Below are 17,646 nucleotides of genomic sequence, written 5' to 3' on the forward strand. Positions count from 1 at the left end.
CTCTTCGGAGTGTTTTTTGTTTTGCAACCAGCACCCCTGTCCCCATCTAAGTAATGCGCAATAAGGGCAATGTTCCGTGTGATGTTGTGTTGTGGTATAGTTGTCATCTTTAAAACGTAATGCATTTCTGATTCAGCAGCTTCATGAATTGATCCAGCGCACTGCTGACATAACGATCCTCACCGCGGACAAAGGTTGTCGTGGTATGAGTATAGCGATCTGCGAGATCGAATACGGAGAAAACATCCGGTTTCTTGTGAATAACATTGCACGGCATTATGGTAAAAGCAATCCCCGACTCCACACAGCTGAGCAGGTTTTCCATCGTACTAACTTCGATGATATTACGAGCGGACAGCCCCTCTTCCTGCAAAAATTCTTCGGTCATTTCACGATACGGGCAGCCCTCGGGGAAAACAACCCAAGATACTTGGCACAGACTTTCGGGTGGTGTGTCCATCTGTTTGGATATGATATGCACCGTGTCTTGCATCTCGTATTCCACTTTCAGTCCTTCCTTCACACAAGCCCCACTGATAAAGGCACCATCAATCTCATCGTCCTGTATTTTCTTGCGCAGTACTTTGGGTGAAGTGGCGTTAACGAGTGAGATGGACACCATCGGGTAGGTTGTTTGATATTCATTCAGAATCTCCATAAAGCGGCTGGATGCCGCTGTTTCTACAATGCCGATTTTCAGCGTGCCGGAAGGCTCACCGGGATCGGTCATATCCTGCTTCAGATCATGTAAAAGGTTGTGAATCTGTGTGGCGTACTGGACGAACTGTTCTCCTTTGGAGGTCAGTACAACGCCTTTGGGAAATCGGTTGAACAGCTGGATTTGATATTCCTGCTCCAGTTTTTTGATGCGCGTGGTGACATTGGATTGCGCATAATTCAGTTCTTTGGCGGCCTGTGAGATTTTGCCTGAACGTGCTACCGCGAGAACAATATCGATATCGGAAAGTTCCATGCTGTATCCTCCTGAACGTGGATTAACTTACATTGCATCCGCAGATGTGGATGTTAGGTATCTCTCTGAGAGATACAACTATATATTTCAATCATTTTACGATATATCATAGCCGCCGTACAATATCCTTAATGACGAAGAAAGTAGGGATATGACATGAATAACATGAATATACGTTCAACACTATTAAGCCCGGTAACGATTCATCAGTGGCAATTAAGGAACCGAATTGTGATGGCTCCGTTGACCCGGGGATTTGCTGATGATCAGGATGGGACCGTGACGGATGAGATGGTGGCATATTATGAGCAGCGTGCGCGGGATGGCGTGGGACTGATCATCACCGAAGGCATTATTCCGAATTTGGCAGGCAAAGGCACGTATGGCATCCCCGGCTTATATACAGATGAACAGACGGCTTCTTGGAAAAGGGTCACAGATGCTGTTCACAGACATGGCGGCACCATTATTGCTCAGCTGTGGCATGTCGGCAGGTTGTCCCACTCCGATCTGATCGGAACCGCTCCATTGGCACCTTCCAGCCTTGCGGCAGAGGGAAAGGTTCATAAGCTGCATAAGCCGTATCAGGTTCCCCAAGCGATGAGTGCACACGACATAGCGGATACGATTCAGCATTTTCAGACGGCCGCCCGCAATGCAGTTCTGGCAGGGTTCGACGGGATCGAACTTCATGCTGCGCATGGGTATCTAATCGACCAGTTTATCAATGAGAAGACCAACCACAGAACAGACAAATACGGAGGAGACACTGCGGGCAGATTGCGGTTCCTGCGGGATATTATTTTGGCTGTGAAAAAAGAGATCTGTGTGGATCGCATATCGGTACGATTCTCCGAGAAAAAGGACGATGATGCATCCTATGTATGGGCAGACAAAGCTGGAATGATTGATGCATATCTGAACTTGTTCCGCGAGACGGGAATTACAATTTTGCATCCCTCGACAGATCATTATGCGAAAGTGTGGGAAGGGGAGCAGTCTTTTCACGAGCGGATTCGAAGTCGGTGGGATGGAATCATCATCGGTGTGGGCAATTTGGATGTTCAGACCGCGGAGAACGCTATTGGTAAGGGAAGCATAGATTTGGCTGCGTTCGGCAGACCATTTATCGCCAATCCAGATCTGGTACAGAGATTGCATACGGGTCAGCAGTTGATCGAGTATGATGCGAATGCACATTTGCCTGTTTTGGTGTGAAAATAAAGTAAAAAAAGGGCAGAATAGGCTGCCCTGAGGTTCAGATACTTTTGGAGTGATCCAGCGGTTCCATTTCGTTTCTTCTTGTTGAGCTTTTTTCGATATACCAGAGAATGATCATACACAGCGCATAGAACAGACTGAAAGCCAGAATAATGATCCATACACTTTCCATGTCCATGCTTTTGATGAAAATGCCTGTCAAATATGGACTAAGTGTATAACCCAGGCAGCCTACGAATAACAGCAAGCCATTAAACCGTCCCTGATGTGTATCGGGTACACGCGAAGCAATATACAGGTTGATATTGGTCTGCACAAGAATCTCTCCAATGGTCCACAGCACCGTGGATAAGGCGACGATGGAGAAATGGGGGAAGGTTCCGAGCAGGTTCAAGGCTCCAAATCCGATTCCATAGAAGAGTGCGCCTGTAGCTATGGAGTTTAGGGCAGTTAATTTGCGTGTAGCGGACAGGATCACGGTGGTAAGAATAATGACGCTAATGGCATTGATGGTCATGACAGAGCCGTAATAGGCTGCCCCGTTCTCGCCAAACGAGTGATTCATCTGGAGTGGGAGGCTAAATGAGTATTGCATATAGATAAAATAGTTAAGAAATGACACAACGATGAAGAAGGCAACGAGTGGGTTTTTCAGCAGTAGTCTGAATAACGGTGAAGGCGGTTGGCTCAATCGTTGTTGTTCTTGTTGTTGTCCAGCATGTTCGCTGCTTGTTGATGCCAATTCCTTGCGTGTGCCGATCTTAACCTGGTTGATGATGATAAAGGTAGATATCAGAAACACGGTACCGATACTTATAAAGACAATGTTGACGTGATCCTTGATAAAAAAACCGGCGACCAGTGGTCCAATGGCTATACCCAGATTGGCCCCCAGATACATGAGGGAAAAGGCGGACTTTCGCTCTTTCTCCTCCGTACACAGTTGAATAATCAGTGCATTATAAGCAGGCCGGGTAATACTGATGAAGAACATGACTGCAATCAGAAGATAACCAACGGTAATGGTGTCTGACCAAAAAGAGCAACTTATAATCATGATGGCAGACAACAGTTGCCCGATGACAATAATTGTTTTTTTGCCCATCAGATCGCTTAAATAGCCGCCGAGAAGTACACCGGGTCCGCTAATCAGGGCTGCCATGGACACAAAGATCCCTGCACTGACCACATCCATGCCCATCTGCAACGTAAGCACCAAGGTAATCAGGGAGAATACAAAATCTCCCGTGCTGTTAATCGTTCTGGCTAAACAGAGATAATAGATATCGCGGCTCAGACCCGCGTAGGTTTTGAATAATGACAATAATTCCAGCCCTCCCCAGGATAACCGTCACTCCAGACCAAAAACGGCAAGGATCATCCGTACATCTTATACGGTTTCAGCAACCGTCACTTCAATCTTGAAGCGATCGTACATATCCAGCAGGGTTTGACGCAATTCCTCGAACGAATCACCCTCCACGATAGCATACCCTGATCTGGTCATCGTATCGTTTACGTCTCCGGCGAGCTGTCCCACTTGATAGGATACATTGAACTCAACGATGCCAGGTATATCCTCATAATCGTCTATTCCGGATATGTGTTGAATTACTCCTGCGCGTGAAGGGAAGCAGATCATTCCTGTGAATTTGTTGTTTGTCTTTTGTTGGTTAAACTCATATATTCCAATCTCGAGATCGGTGACAGCTTCGAAGAAATCAACGCCATGGGTGTTCTTGATACAAGGAGGCATAACATGCGATCCCCCGATTCTTGCACCAATTTCTCCAAATACCACTTCTCCTTCCGGAGTTAGAAATAGCTCGGCATGTGTTACAGATTGATTGATACCCAGGGCAGCAATGACCTGTTCATTGAGTTCTTTGATGTGTTGGATAAAATCAGCTTCCGTGCCTTCAGGGAACGTAATGCTGGCAGGGGGTTTCTGCTTGGTCGCAATGTCCAGACAGTTATACAGGTATTGGGAAACGGATGAAAATACAACTTTCCCCTTGGACACAATGGAATCACAATGAAACTCCGTACCGTGGATGAATTCCTCCAGCAAATCCCTTTGCTGCGCTTGTCTTGTATGGTGAAGATATTGAACTAATTCATCCATGCTGGACAATTTGAACGTATTAATACTGCCATATCCGCTGAGTGGCTTCACAATAACGGGGAACCCATGTGCAGCAGTGAAACGGATGTAGTCCTGTTCATGCAGAGCAATGGCAATTTCGGATGTCCGAATTCCACGTTGATGCAGCATTTGTTTCATAATCCATTTGTTGCGGACGGCTTCAGCCTGATTGCGCTGCATCCCTGGAATGCCGAACTCGGAACGGAGCTGGCCGCCGATCTCAATCGCATTCTCTCCCGGCGTTAACAAAGCTTCGATGGAATGGGATTCCCGAATCTGGATTATATGTTCCCGGATGGCGTCCACAGATTCCAGATGATCAACATATCTAATCTCGTCGAAGAAATCCTGAAGCCGCTCGGCATGATGCAGATTGTACCGTTCAATAATCAGAATTTTCTTGTGATCCGCTAATTTCTGTAAAGGTTTAACGAAGTTTAATCCAGTAGGTAGCCTGAAATCAGATATGTATACAATCGTTTTCATACGCTCTTGTAAATCCCCTTTCAGCAAAATGATAAAAATAGTAAAAATTCATTTCATAACATTATAACTCAACATTTTCCATTTTCAATACACTTTTTGGCGGGAAATATGAACGGAAATACATATTTGTGTTACGTTAAAGTGTTAATTGACAATAGGGATTTTTTGGTATACGATCTTTAGCGGATTAGAAATAAAAAGGAGGAAATAGAAATAAATGGAGATCGTTAAAGAGAAATATGCCATACTGGGAACGCTGGGAGACGATGAAGGATTCCTGACTTGCAGCATGCATATCGCGAAGAAGCTAGGCAACTCGGAACGAATCAAGCCATACCCCGAATTTGAAGCGGCTGCGGAAGACTTGAAATCGGGGGGAATTTCCTGCCTGTTGGTCCCTGGGGCATATCCCAAGCTCAACAGCTTCATCATGGATTCTGATTTGGTGGTGTCTGAGAGTTTTGTAGAGAAGATTCCTGCGCTGGTTCTATCCGGATACCATGAGGTATGTCCGGATCAGATCGATATTATCTATCATCATCCAGCAACCACATACTTGTTATCTGAACTTGATACAACCTATAGAGAGAACAGCACCGTATCGTCCAACCCCGAAGCCTGTAGAAAGGTTCTGCACAACACGGAGAATTCCATTGCGCTCACGAATCAGCTATGCGCTGATCATTACGGGCTTGTGACCTACAAGGTGTTGCGCGAGGGAATCAACATGCCATGGGTATGTTTTACACAAAATACACAGAGGGTGAATGCAGTCATATGAAGAGAATTGCTATTATACTGGATAAAAATCTGGAACCTGGCGCCGCCGCCAATGTGGCCGCCCTGTTAATGGGACAAGCAGCCCTGAACGAGCGGGCCTTATATTCTGATGAACCTGTGCTGGATCAGAGCGGTGTTCAGCATGCAGGTATCCGTTACAGTACAGTCATTCTGAAGGCAGGGGAGAATCAACTGATCACCCTTGCCAAATCCTGTTCGATTGACGGTGGTGGATTGAGTCATGTTGTTTTTTCACAAACAGGCCAATCCCTCAACAATGCATTTGAACAATATGCGGTTGAGATTGCTTCGATGGAATTGGAAGCTACCAGAGTGGTAGGTGTCATTGTATGGGGCGAGGATGATCAAGTTAGGGCAGCGACCAAAAAATTCAGTGTCATGAAATAAGGGAAAGGGCAGAAGCCGATCTTAGAGATCATTCTGCCGTTCTTTACATATGAAAGAATCGTTGTTATAGAGGTTGTTCAAAAAGTCCGCTTTTGATTACGAAGGATGCCTGAAGGCATCGCACTTATAGATGATTGCTGACAACGGCAGCTTTCTTTTCCGTAAAGTAATACACCAAAGCGAGCAGCGGCATGATCATGCCAATCAGCGTTGTGAGATTCCAGCCTCCGTTAGCATAAGACCAGCTTCCAAGGGATGAACCGATCGCACCGCCGACAAAAAAGATCGACATGAATATGCCATTCACACGTCCTCTCGCTTCGCTTCCTAACGAATAGATGATGCGTTGACCCAGCACCAGATTTCCCGAGACAGCCATATCCAGTGTGATCGCCACGATCACAAGCAGGATCAATGCCAACGTGGAGTGGCTCTGGAACACATAAGCAAGACCGAATGAAGCAGCGGCGATCACCATGGCAGCACCCGTCAGAATACGTGTTAGTCCGCGATCTGCCAATCTTCCGGCAATAGGAGCGGCAATAGCGCCTCCGACACCAGCCAGTGCGAACCAGGCGATTCCTTGCTGGGACATATCAAAATCGTTAGCCAGTCTGAGCGGAACCGTGGTCCAGAACAAGCTGAAAGCACCAAACAGACTGGCCTGATAGAACGCCCGGCGGCGTAGCAGTGGCATCGTTCTGAACAGTGTGCCCAAGGACACAATTAATTGCCCGTATTTCAAGGTGGGTTCAGGCTGGCGAGCAGGAAGAGCACGTGATAGGAGCAACATGAGAAGTGTTATGACAATGGCGGAGAATACAAAGACCGTCTGCCATCCGAAGAGGCTGGTGATAAAGCTTGCGACAGGACGAGCCAGCATGATGCCCAGCAACAGACCACTCATTACATTGCCAACAACCCGTCCGCGTTGTTCCTCGGAAGTAAGATATGTCGCATAGGGCACCAGAATTTGAGCGACCACAGAACCTATACCAATGAACAGAGAGGCAGTCAGAAATACAACAGCGGTGGGCGAGAAAGCCGCAGCAATCAGGGCAACAACCAGTACGATGAGGAAAAGAACGACCAGGCGTCGATTCTCGGTAATGTCACTGAGCGGCACGATAAACAGCAAACCAATGACATAACCAATCTGAGTCAACGTTACAATCAATCCGGCAGCGGCAGAAGACAGCCCTGTGGTCATGCTAATCGGTCCGATAACAGTCTGAGCATAATACAGGTTTGCCACGATTAATCCACAAGCTGAGGCCAGCAAAAAAATAATCCAGGTGGGCACAGGCGCCTTCTTCACTTGTTGTCTCATATCCATCATAATCATCCTCCACAGTTCTAAATTAGTAGTCCCTATAATCAGTAAATATAAAAATCGATAATTACTAAACGTTACGTACACTAATTACAAACATATAATAAACTAAACGTTTAGTATTGTAAATAGGCGTTGAAATTTTTTGTGAATATAAAAGTGAGCGGAGGATGTAATTGTGTGTGCTCATCGCAGTTTAGTATAATGAACGTATCGTTTTTAAGAATATGACTGATGATGAGAACTATGAATTAATTTACTTCCAGGAGGGCTCAAGATGACTGCCAAAAGAGGACGTCCGCGTAACATGGAAACCCAGAATGCCATTCTTACAGCATCGTATGAGTTGCTGTTGGAGTACGGATTCGGGGCAGTTACGATCGAGAAGATCGCTGAACGTGCACAGGTGAGCAAAGCCACTATCTACAAATGGTGGCCGAACAAAGGCGCCGTCATTATGGATGGATATATGTCAGCTGCAACGGCAAGATTGCCAGTACCGGATACAGGGTCGGTATTGGAGGATATACGGATACATGCGAGTAATCTGGTTCGTTTTTTGACCAGTCGAGAAGGAAAAGTGATTACACAGATCATCGGAGAAGGGCAGTCGGATGATGGGCTTGCGGAAGAATACCGCACAAGATATATCCAACCACGTCGGCGTGAAGCATGGGGAATTCTGGAGAAGGGTGTAGATCGTGGCGAATTGAAGACAGGGGTGGACATTGGATTATACATTGATCTGATCTATGGACCGGTGTTCTATCGCATGTTAGTGACGGGGGAAGCGATGGATGATGCGTTTGTAGATGTGTTGCTTGACTCCCTGTTTGAAGGCATTAAGTCCAAGTAGATATAGGGATAGTCGCGATACAAGTGGGAGGAAGAGGGAAGAGGGCGATTCGTAGGAATCACCCTGGAAGGAGCACGTGTATATTGTACGTGGGAGATTGTTAGACCTGGAATATAGGTGAGATGGCTGTGGGCCATGAATCTGTAGCATTAGAGGAAAGGAAGGATGAGTGCTGGGTTAACACCGGGGGTTCATTCCATACCGTACTGGGCAGTTCGCGGCGTAATACAGGGGCAACTTCCTTGGCAAAACGCTCCACTTGCTCCAACTGCTCGCTATGCGTCAGTCCATCTACGCTGATACTCAGCACCTGATGTCCGTAAGCGGCATGGTAGTCCAGAATTTTCTCAATGATCTGCTCCGGACTGCCGATTAACGCAGGACCTCGTGCAATGTTATCCTCCAGATCGGTGAAGGGCGACTGGTTATGCTGTGCGGCGGCGGTGGCATGGAACGCTTCATAATATGGCTTATAACGGCGAATGGCTTCTTCGCCCGTATCCGCAAGATAGAGACTGCCGGCACCAGAGCCAATCACTGCTTGCTGCGGATCATGACCATAATAATCGAGGCGCTCCCGATAATGATCAATTAACGCTTTGTATTTGGCCTGAGGATGAAAAGAATTCGACGTAAAGAGCGGCTCGCCATATTTGGCAGCTAGTTCCGTCGAGACCGTGCTGGACGCGCTACCATGCCAGATTGGGATGGATTGCTGAAGCGGCCTGGGCCACGTGGTCACTCCCTCAAGCGGAGGGCGATACGTTCCCTGCCAGGTTACATTCTCTTCAGACCACAGCCGTTTTAGCAGATGGTAGCGTTCATCGAGTGAGTCCCATTGTTCCTCTTCGCTTATGCCAAACAGCGGATAGTGCCGAGGGTCATTGCCTTTCCCGATGATCATCTCCAGCCGTCCGCCCGATAATTGATCCAACGTGGCATAATCCTCGGCAACCCGGACTGGATCAAGTATACTAAGAACAGTGACGGTGGTTAGTAACCGAATGCGTGTGGTTGCTGCGACTATTGCGGTTAATACGACAGGTGGCGAGGAAGATAGAAAAGGCGCACCGTGTCGTTCACCGATCCCATAGGCATCGAAACCCAGTCGTTCAGCCAGCTTTGCCTGCTCTAATATATTGTGGAATTTCTGCTGAGTTGTCAGAGCTTCCCCGGTTACGGCATTAGGCAGATTCATCATGAGACTAAACAAGGCAAATTTCATCTGACCTTCTCCTCGAACTGAATTGATAGTATCTGTGTCGTATAATCCTATTGAAATAGTAGGATATATAAGTTGGATTAAATGTATCACGTTCTAACGGATTCTTCTAATGGATTTTTTCTATAAGCAGGAACAGCGAGGCCTCCTTGCATAAATGTGAAGGGAATTGCCACGATTTTTATTGACCGCTGTAAAATTTAGGATTAAAATTGTGCTTATCATATAAATTCAAAATTATGGATTTTCATTGTGGAGGTGGGATACATGGAACCTACAACTACGATACGCTCATATATTGAGGACTACATCAGGAAACAGGGGTACACCCTGCAGTATTTTGCCGATATATCGGGAGTTAACGCTGGAACGCTTAGCGCAATTATTAAGGGGACTCGGCCTATCGCTATGGCGCAACTGGATCTGATTACCCAAGGCATGAAGCTGGAAGAGGGGTATTTCTACGAGATTTATGGGGCTGAATGTTTCGTGGAATCGGCACCTCATTGGAGGAGACTGGAACCATTCCTGCAACGCTGTGCTGAATTGGACAAGCTGGAATGTATTCATAAGGTTATTCAGGAAGTGACGGATGATCGCTCGTATATCTCGGAGTTGTTTGAGATGGCCGAAGGCATGCTTGAACGTGGACAGACGAAGGCTGCACGGATGTTGTACGAATGTGTGGCGGAGTGTGAGAAATATCAACACTCGGAACGTCTGGCTCTGTGCCAGTATCGCATCTTCACGTTATCTCTCGGTCAGAATCAACATGATAACCTGCGGGCCGCTGTGCACTTTGAGCCATATATTAATCGGCTGGATGAGGAACGGCAACTGGATGCGATTAAGGATTTGGGGAATACGTATCTCGCCCTGAGGTATTGGGACAAGGTAATTGATCTGGCTGAAGAATTAGATCAGAAAACGAAAATTTTGCAGTCATATACAAAGAAAAAAATAGCTAAAAGCGATAGACTTACCGCCTATCCTTTGTTCGTATATAGAGCTTATTCCAATTTGCTTAAATCAATGTCATGTGAAAGGCAGGGACGTTATGAAGAGGCATTGCACTATACAGAACTCTATGCCAAGCTTGCTAAAGTCTCTGAACCGGATGAAGAAGATCAGATTTTTATTGATAAATTTGCTGGTTGGACAGAAGCCAATACTTATTTATATAAATTAATGATTGGTGATTTCAATGTTTTACCTGCTTACGTGGAATTTATTGAACAAAATGAAGATGAAATTTTACCTGCAATAGTTAATATTTTAGAAGCGGCTAATAAGTTTGAACAAAATATTGATGAGATTTTGTATAAGTTTAGTGATCAAATTAACTCGGAAATTAACCATTCAAAAGGATATACAGAACAGATGAAAAGTGATATGTATGCTGCATTTTTGTTAGAACGTTCTCTCTATCACTTGAATCGTCATGAATATCGAGAGGGTTTGAAGGAGCTTATACACTGTTTAGCAGAATCTATAAGATTAAATAATCAAAAAGATGTCATTCATTGTATTTCCTTATATGAAAAGTACAAAAGCATGGGCAACACTGAAATCGAGCATCAATACAAACTTATAATGATGGAGGTTCAGAAATCTTATGAAAAAAAAGAAAATCTTCTATGTAATCTTGCTTAGCTTTATGATTATTAATTTTGGTGGAATTGGTAATTTTGATAGTGATGTAATTATACAAATGTTAGCTTATCATCATGGTGGAGGCAGTCTATAACAGCCAGAGATATATTAAATTGTCAATGAGGTTTACTTTCAAGTATTGAGAGTAAGCTTTTTTTGTATTTTCATAGATTGACCAATGTAAAATACAGGATTAAAATAACATTTATTATATATTATTGAATTATAAGTGATTAGATGATGGAGGTGTGATAAGGGAAATGGTACCTACAATAAGAGCACATATTGAGAAATATATGAGAGAACAAAATCTCAAGTTGCAGCATTTTTCCGATATGACAGGAATTAATGTTGGGACATTAAGTGCTATTCTTAAGGGTAGCAGACCAATATCCATGAACCAACTGAATCAGATCACTTCTGCAATGGGATTAGAAAAAGGATATTTTTATGAGATTTATGGGGTGGAATCCTTCATTGAATCATCGCCTCACTGGAGACGTTTGGAGCCATATCTATATGAGTGTGCTGAGCTTGGTAAGCTGGATTGTATACAACAAGTCATCACTCATGTAACGGACGATCGATCATATATAGAAGAATTATTTGATGTAGCTGAAAGCTTTTTTGCTAGAGGATTAAAAGAAGTAGCTCTTATTTTGTATGAATGTGTGGCAGACAGTGAAAAATATCAACACTCCGAGCGTTTGGCCTTATGCCAGTACCGTATTTTTCTGCTTCATAAAACATTGAATAAATTCAATAACTTAAATGCTGCAGTAAAGTTTGAACCCTATATTGATAAATTGAATGATGAAATGCAATTGGATGCGATTAAAGATTTAGCAAACCTTTATGCAACAATACATGTGTGGGATAAAGTTTTGGAGCTATCTGAAAAACTAGAACAAAGAGTTGACTTTCAGCTTACTCTTCGAACCAACAGGCGGAGAAATAAATTGAGAATTGCACATTACCCGGTATTCAGTTATAAAGCCTATGCGAATTTGTTAAAGGCTACTGTATCCGAAAAGCGTAAGCAGTACAGGAAGGCTTTAAAATACACAGACGTTTATGAGGATATTATGGACGGAATTAAAAATCCGACAGAGGAAGAGCAAGAATTGATAGAGCGATTCAAGGGTTGGGCTGAGGGCAATCGATATTTATATACATTATTGTTGGGCGATTTTGATATGTTAGATGATTACCTAAACTATCTGGATGCCAATCCTAAAGAAATCTTAACAGCATTCGTATATATTGTGAAGGCTGCTAACCAGTGCTCATACGATATTGACAATGCATTAGATAGATTCAAAAATCACATCAATGACATTAGAATAGAGAAATATTTAAAAGGGACATATAACGAACAGGCGTTGAATCTTAGATATATACGCTTATTCTACGAACTAGCAAAATACAAATTAAATCAAAACCAAATTCAGCAGGGGATCGAACATTTAATTACTAGTTTCGAACGTTCTGTCTCAAGTAATGATGACATGATGTGTATCAAGTGCATTGACTTATATGGAAAGTATAGAAATCACGCCAGTAAGACCCAGGAAGAGCAGTATACAAAACTAATAGATAAATTAAGTGTACCAACTTTTCAATAGTGAAATATATGGGGAAGGACGATGAAGACGATGCCCAAAATACGTTTCTATATTGAAAATCACTTAAAGGATAAGGGATATAAACTACAGCATTTTTCAGAAATCGCTGACATTAATGTCGGTACATTAAGTGCTATCATCAAGGGAACCAGACTTATTTCAATGAACCAACTAGACCAAATAACATCAGCAATGGATTTAGAACAGGGGTACTTTTATGATATGTATGGTGTGGAGTGTTTTATTGAATCTGCACCCCATTGGAGACGCTTAGAACCGTTTATATATCGTTGTGCTGAGATTGGCAAGCTGGATATTATTCAACAAGTCATTACTCATGTGACAGATGATCAATCCTATATTGACGAGTTATTTGATGTGGCAGAGAGTCTCTATAGTAAAAGCATGAATGAAGCGGCACTCATTTTATATGAATGTGTGGCCGATAGTGAGAAGTATCAACACTCGGAGCGGTTGGCCCTTTGCCAGTACCGTATTTTCCTACTTCATAAAACACTGAGTAAATTTGATAATCTCAATGCGGCGGTTAAGTTCGAGCCTTATATTGATAAATTAAATGAAGAAGTGCAATTGGATGCAATTAAAGACTTGGCTAACGTGTATAATACGATACATTTGTGGGACAAGGTCGATGCATGGGCACGGGAACTGGAACGGAAAGCAGAATTTCAATTAAAAATTCAATCTCGTAGGCGAAAAAATAAAAAAAGGCTAACAACCTATCCTCTTTTTACATATATAGCCTATGCAAACTTATTAATATCAAGCGTTTATGATGCCCGTAAGGAATATGAAAATGTCCTAAAGTATACAGAAAAATACTTGGAAATAGTTGAGGTTGGGAATCCTACACAAGAGGATCAACAAATAATAGATTTGTTCCGAGTATGGGGGGAAGGGAATCAATATGCCTCCCAATTAATGCTTGGTCAAGAAAATGTAATCGATTCTTATTTGGATTATATCGAAAACAACCCGTCAGAAATATTAGCTGGATTCGTTAATATTTTGCAAGCAGCTAATCAGTATTCTTTTAACATTGACTTTGCTTTAGATAGATTTAAGAATCAGATCAAATTGTTTAATACAGACATGCACTTTAAAGGTGGTTATAACGATCAAATGTTTAACCGCGTGCATCAAGATTTTTATTATGAATTGGGATATTATCAAATAAAACAACGTAATTACTTACTTGGGATTGATGCCTTACTCATGTGTTTAGATCTCTCTTCTTCAAGTAAAGATGACCTGATGTGTATTAAATGTTTAGATTTGTACGGGGAGTATAGGAGCGAAGCCAATGAAACACAGATCAGAAAGTACAAAAATGTAATAGAAAAGTTAAGTTTACCGACTTTTTGATGATGAAATATCTGGGAAGGGACGATGAAGAAGATGCACAATATGCGTTCCGTATATGTTGTTTAATTATGAACTTGCAAAGTATAAATCCAGGCTAAAAGTTTATCAAACCGGTATAGATGTAATACTTTATAACTTATCTCTTTCAACGTTTAACCAAGACGATCATATGACAGTAAAATGTGTTGATGTATACGGGACTTATAGACAACACGCTACTTTGTCTCAGCAAGAGACGTATCAAGTATTTAAGTCAATAAATATATAATAAAGCAAAACAGCCTAACTGCTTCTGAGTTAGGCTGTTTTGCATTTTGAGAAATGACTATGCAGAGCAGAAGGTCTTTTCTAAAGAATTATTTTTACAAAATTATGCAAAATACATTATGTTCTTAAAAGCACTTGTAGTCACTAACGAAACTATATAGCGTTCTCAGATTTAATTTATTCTAGAATATCCTAGAGGGGTACATGCTATGAGAGAACGGAGTATCTTGAAAGACCAGATCGAGCAAGGTCGGCAAGAGTTAAGTCGCTTAGTAGATCAATATGGAATTCCTAGTGTTAAAGTGCTTGAACAGTCGATGGCGTTGGATGAGCTAATTAATGAATATAATCGATTTACCTCAGAAATGAATATGAATATTAAAAAATGAAATACATTACACATACCTGATTTTAAGACAACCCAAAATATATAAAATGTTACCGGTGAAAAAACGTTGTATTCATTAGTAAAGGAAGAACTAAAATTTCCTGCAGAGAACATATAATAAGAACCGAAACCGATCATGTGAGATTTTGTACAAAATGAAACTAAAAAGGAGAAATCGAAATACAAATGTTTTGCTTAAATAAATAAAATCAGTCTTTGGATGAGGAGTATTAATTCCCAATAAACATTTATCTCTCTAATATTTTATTTATAGGTTTTTATTCATAAGAAGAGTTTTTTAGTATTTTTTGCAAAATATTATAAGGTTTTATTGGGGGGTCAATTATAATCTATTTCAGTTTTATAAAAAGATTGACGCTTCTTGCTCTTTTTCTGGAAACGGAGGTGATTGATATTTAGATGTATAATTTTTGAAGTATTGCTGGTTGATCTTGAACGTTTTTCAGTCCAAAAAAAAAAGGAGAATTTTAAAATGAAAAAAAATTCAATCTTAAAAATTTTGTCTGTCGCTGTTATGAGTACAGGATTAGCATTTGGTAGTGTTGCTCCAACATTCGCAGCGGAGAACGTGGAAATTCCGGATACTTCAATTATTGGTTCTGAATCATATGTAGCCCCAGTGCCGGGGGCAAATAACGATGGATTTTCAACATTTGCGACAATTTCAACTCATTCTTGGCAGAAAAGCTATAAAAATTTATTGGGACTCACAGTTGCAACGCAAGAAGCATTTGTTCAATGGACTTGGGATGACGGTAAAGTAACAAATTTCGGTAATTTGTGGCAAGATAATTTTACTGCTCCGCTCTACGGTTTCAAAGACGAAGCGAATAAATGGAACTATAAATATACTTCATCTGGTCAAACGAACCAAGGCGTATTATTTGAGAGCGGAATTCCTACACCATGGGGTCACGCAGGAGGATCAGAATTTACAAGTCGTATTCTAATTAATGTTTCTTCGACCGGTACCTCAACTGCTCAATAAGCTAGAAAACATATGAAAAACAAAAATACTTGGATGGGTATATAATGACCTTATCCAAGTATTTGTTGGTATAAAGGATGAGCGTCGAAAGGAGCTAAATATGAACAGAATTCTGAAAGTAGATAACTTGAAGATCAAATTTAAAAATGATCTGATACTAAATGATATTTCACTTTCTCTCATTACTGGTGATGTTTATGCATTGGTAGGAATCAATGGTTCTGGAAAAACTACTTTATTATCCAGCTTAGCTGGACTCCTCTCACCAACCTCAGGAAATATTTTTATTGAAGAAAAATTAAGTCAATTTAGCCAAACGAGTATGTCATTCCAACCCACTTCTTTCTACTCACATTTAACGGGTAACGATAATGTGCGATTATTATCCCCTGATCCCGAAAGAGCATTGAAAATATTAAATAAACTAGATCTGACTACACCACAAATAATGAAAAAGAAAGTGAAGACGCTGTCTTTTGGTCAGAAACAACGACTAGGACTAGCTATTGCTCTTTCAAAGAAAGCGAAAGTTTACCTTTTGGATGAACCAACAAATGGACTCGATAATTACTCCTATAATAGGTTGGTTGAAATAATTCAAGATATGTCAAATCAAGGATGTTGTTTTGTTATAGCGAGTCATGAGTGGGATGTAATAGAACAATGCTGTAATAGACTTGGTATGATTATTAATGGACGAATTGAAAAAGAATTAGATATATCTGATTATAATAATGGTGTGCAACCAAAATTAATTCAAATAAAAGTAAATGCAGAGTTTAGCACGAATGAACTTTTGGAACTTGATGAAGTACTGAATGCAAACATGGTAGATCGTTTTTCTTGGCAAATTACGCTTAATAAAAATTGTACATTTGAGTCTTTTCAAGATTCATTACGCCAAAAAAATGTTTCTATTAACGAATGGATTACTTTGAATCATGTACAAGAATGGGAATCTATTTACAATCAGCTTATAGAGGAGGGAAATAATGATTAAATCGTATACGAATGAATGCATTAAGCTTATTAAACACCCATTCAGTATATGGTCAACTGTGATCTTCCTGGTATTTGTTATATATGCATATTTAAGTGTCGGATCAAATTTTCAAAACTCATTCCAAGCGTTTATGGATAATAGTGGATATTCTAAGGAACAAACCTATCAATTTATCAGGGGTTCGGATACTTCCAGCAGTTCTTTATCAGCGATGTTATTTATCTTAAGTCCTAAAATGGCAATACCCTATTCGCTGGCTTCTGTAAATGCCCTAGGACCAATAATAATCTCTATCATTGGTGCGCTGATATTTGGAATAGAATACCGTAGCTTTACGCTCAGACAATTATGGGTTCAAGGCTTGACGCGTTTAGAGGTGCTGCTTACAAAAGTTATGGCTATATTTACATTTATACTTTTGTTTATGTTGATGACAATGCTTGTAGGAATTATATTTAGCTTTGTCACTCCAGCTGTTTTTAATCTTCCGATGGATTTAGTAAACACGAAAATAATCACTATTAAAGATTATTCTCTACAAATTTTAGGTTCTATAATAAGTCTATTATTGTGGGGGATGTTTGCAGGTTGCATCACCGTTTTGAGCAAAAGTTTAATGGCGGGGATCATAGTTGGTTTTATCTACCCAACTATTGAATCATCAGTGTTCCATAGTTGGTCTTTAGGACAGTATTTACCTTTATTTATTCAAAAATCAATGCTTCCTATTTTATTTAGAGATACTGCTTATGGAGGAATTGTATCATTCTACGATATGCCTGACATTTATTCTGTAACTAAAAGCATGCTGTTTACCTTGGCATATACAATGTTTTTCCTGTTAGTAACATTGATTGCTTTAAAGAAACAAAGGACTCTCATGCCATAGA

Annotated in this window: 16 protein-coding genes; 11 read left to right on the forward strand and 5 right to left on the reverse strand. The window is 41.3% G+C overall.

Going from position 1 to position 17,646, the window contains the following annotated elements:
- Positions 1-109 precede the first annotated feature (109 nt).
- Positions 110-973, reverse strand: a complete 864-nt coding sequence (locus AC1S8V_RS01980; protein ID WP_482072208.1) for a LysR family transcriptional regulator — start codon at positions 971-973, stop codon at positions 110-112.
- 165 nt (positions 974-1,138) lie between these two features.
- On the opposite strand from AC1S8V_RS01980, the gene AC1S8V_RS01985 reads away from it, so the two are divergent.
- Positions 1,139-2,191, forward strand: a complete 1,053-nt coding sequence (locus tag AC1S8V_RS01985) for an oxidoreductase (RefSeq protein ID WP_482072209.1) — start codon at positions 1,139-1,141, stop codon at positions 2,189-2,191.
- Positions 2,192-2,231: 40 nt separating this feature from the next.
- On the opposite strand, the gene AC1S8V_RS01990 is transcribed toward AC1S8V_RS01985, so the two are convergent.
- Positions 2,232-3,518, reverse strand: coding sequence for an MFS transporter (locus tag AC1S8V_RS01990; RefSeq protein ID WP_482072210.1), 1,287 nt, complete (start codon positions 3,516-3,518; stop codon positions 2,232-2,234).
- A gap of 66 nt (positions 3,519-3,584) precedes the next feature.
- Positions 3,585-4,826, reverse strand: coding sequence for an ATP-grasp domain-containing protein (locus tag AC1S8V_RS01995; protein ID WP_482072211.1), 1,242 nt, complete (start codon positions 4,824-4,826; stop codon positions 3,585-3,587).
- Positions 4,827-5,043: 217 nt separating this feature from the next.
- Here AC1S8V_RS01995 and AC1S8V_RS02000 point away from each other — a divergent pair, with 217 nt between their 5' ends.
- Together AC1S8V_RS02000 and AC1S8V_RS02005 are read left to right on the forward strand one after the other, a co-directional pair.
- Positions 5,044-5,607, forward strand: a complete 564-nt coding sequence (locus AC1S8V_RS02000; protein WP_482072212.1) for a type 2 periplasmic-binding domain-containing protein — start codon at positions 5,044-5,046, stop codon at positions 5,605-5,607.
- Positions 5,604-6,014 carry a DUF2000 family protein gene (locus AC1S8V_RS02005; protein ID WP_482072213.1) on the forward strand — a complete coding sequence of 137 codons (411 nt, stop codon included), beginning with the start codon at positions 5,604-5,606 and terminating at the stop codon, positions 6,012-6,014. Before AC1S8V_RS02000 ends, AC1S8V_RS02005 begins: the two co-directional genes overlap by 4 nt.
- Before the next feature lie 124 nt (positions 6,015-6,138).
- Here AC1S8V_RS02005 and AC1S8V_RS02010 read toward each other — a convergent pair whose 3' ends face one another.
- A complete protein-coding gene (locus tag AC1S8V_RS02010) occupies positions 6,139-7,353 on the reverse strand; it encodes an MFS transporter (protein WP_482072214.1) in 1,215 nt (404 codons plus the stop codon).
- Between the two features lie 271 nt (positions 7,354-7,624).
- Between AC1S8V_RS02010 and AC1S8V_RS02015 the strand changes: the two genes are divergently transcribed.
- Positions 7,625-8,203, forward strand: a complete 579-nt coding sequence (locus tag AC1S8V_RS02015; RefSeq protein WP_482072215.1) for a TetR/AcrR family transcriptional regulator — start codon at positions 7,625-7,627, stop codon at positions 8,201-8,203.
- Between the two features lie 100 nt (positions 8,204-8,303).
- On the opposite strand, the gene AC1S8V_RS02020 is transcribed toward AC1S8V_RS02015, so the two are convergent.
- On the reverse strand, positions 8,304-9,428 hold the full coding sequence (locus AC1S8V_RS02020; RefSeq protein WP_482072216.1) for an LLM class flavin-dependent oxidoreductase: 1,125 nt from the start codon (positions 9,426-9,428) through the stop codon (positions 8,304-8,306).
- A gap of 264 nt (positions 9,429-9,692) precedes the next feature.
- On the opposite strand from AC1S8V_RS02020, the gene AC1S8V_RS02025 reads away from it, so the two are divergent.
- The 7 genes from AC1S8V_RS02025 (at position 9,693) to AC1S8V_RS02055 (ending at position 17,645) form a co-directional block, all read left to right on the forward strand.
- Entirely contained in the window at positions 9,693-11,078 is a 1,386-nt protein-coding gene (locus AC1S8V_RS02025) for a transcriptional regulator (protein ID WP_482072217.1), read from the forward strand.
- A 296-nt stretch (positions 11,079-11,374) separates the two neighbouring features.
- Positions 11,375-12,703 (forward strand): hypothetical protein, encoded by a 1,329-nt coding sequence (locus AC1S8V_RS02030; protein ID WP_482072218.1) that lies wholly within the window; start codon positions 11,375-11,377, stop codon positions 12,701-12,703.
- 30 nt (positions 12,704-12,733) lie between these two features.
- Positions 12,734-14,089, forward strand: coding sequence for a helix-turn-helix domain-containing protein (locus tag AC1S8V_RS02035; RefSeq protein ID WP_482072219.1), 1,356 nt, complete (start codon positions 12,734-12,736; stop codon positions 14,087-14,089).
- Between the two features lie 476 nt (positions 14,090-14,565).
- Positions 14,566-14,745 (forward strand): aspartyl-phosphate phosphatase Spo0E family protein, encoded by a 180-nt coding sequence (locus tag AC1S8V_RS02040; protein WP_482072220.1) that lies wholly within the window; start codon positions 14,566-14,568, stop codon positions 14,743-14,745.
- A 492-nt stretch (positions 14,746-15,237) separates the two neighbouring features.
- Positions 15,238-15,753, forward strand: coding sequence for a hypothetical protein (locus AC1S8V_RS02045; RefSeq protein WP_482072221.1), 516 nt, complete (start codon positions 15,238-15,240; stop codon positions 15,751-15,753).
- Positions 15,754-15,853: 100 nt separating this feature from the next.
- Complete coding sequence (locus tag AC1S8V_RS02050) at positions 15,854-16,753, forward strand: ATP-binding cassette domain-containing protein (RefSeq protein ID WP_482072222.1); 900 nt, start codon at positions 15,854-15,856, stop codon at positions 16,751-16,753.
- A complete protein-coding gene (locus tag AC1S8V_RS02055) occupies positions 16,746-17,645 on the forward strand; it encodes an ABC transporter permease (protein ID WP_482072223.1) in 900 nt (299 codons plus the stop codon). Before AC1S8V_RS02050 ends, AC1S8V_RS02055 begins: the two co-directional genes overlap by 8 nt.
- The last annotated feature ends 1 nt before the right edge of the window (position 17,646 follow it).

Source organism: Paenibacillus sp. B46(2026), from assembly GCF_056786355.1.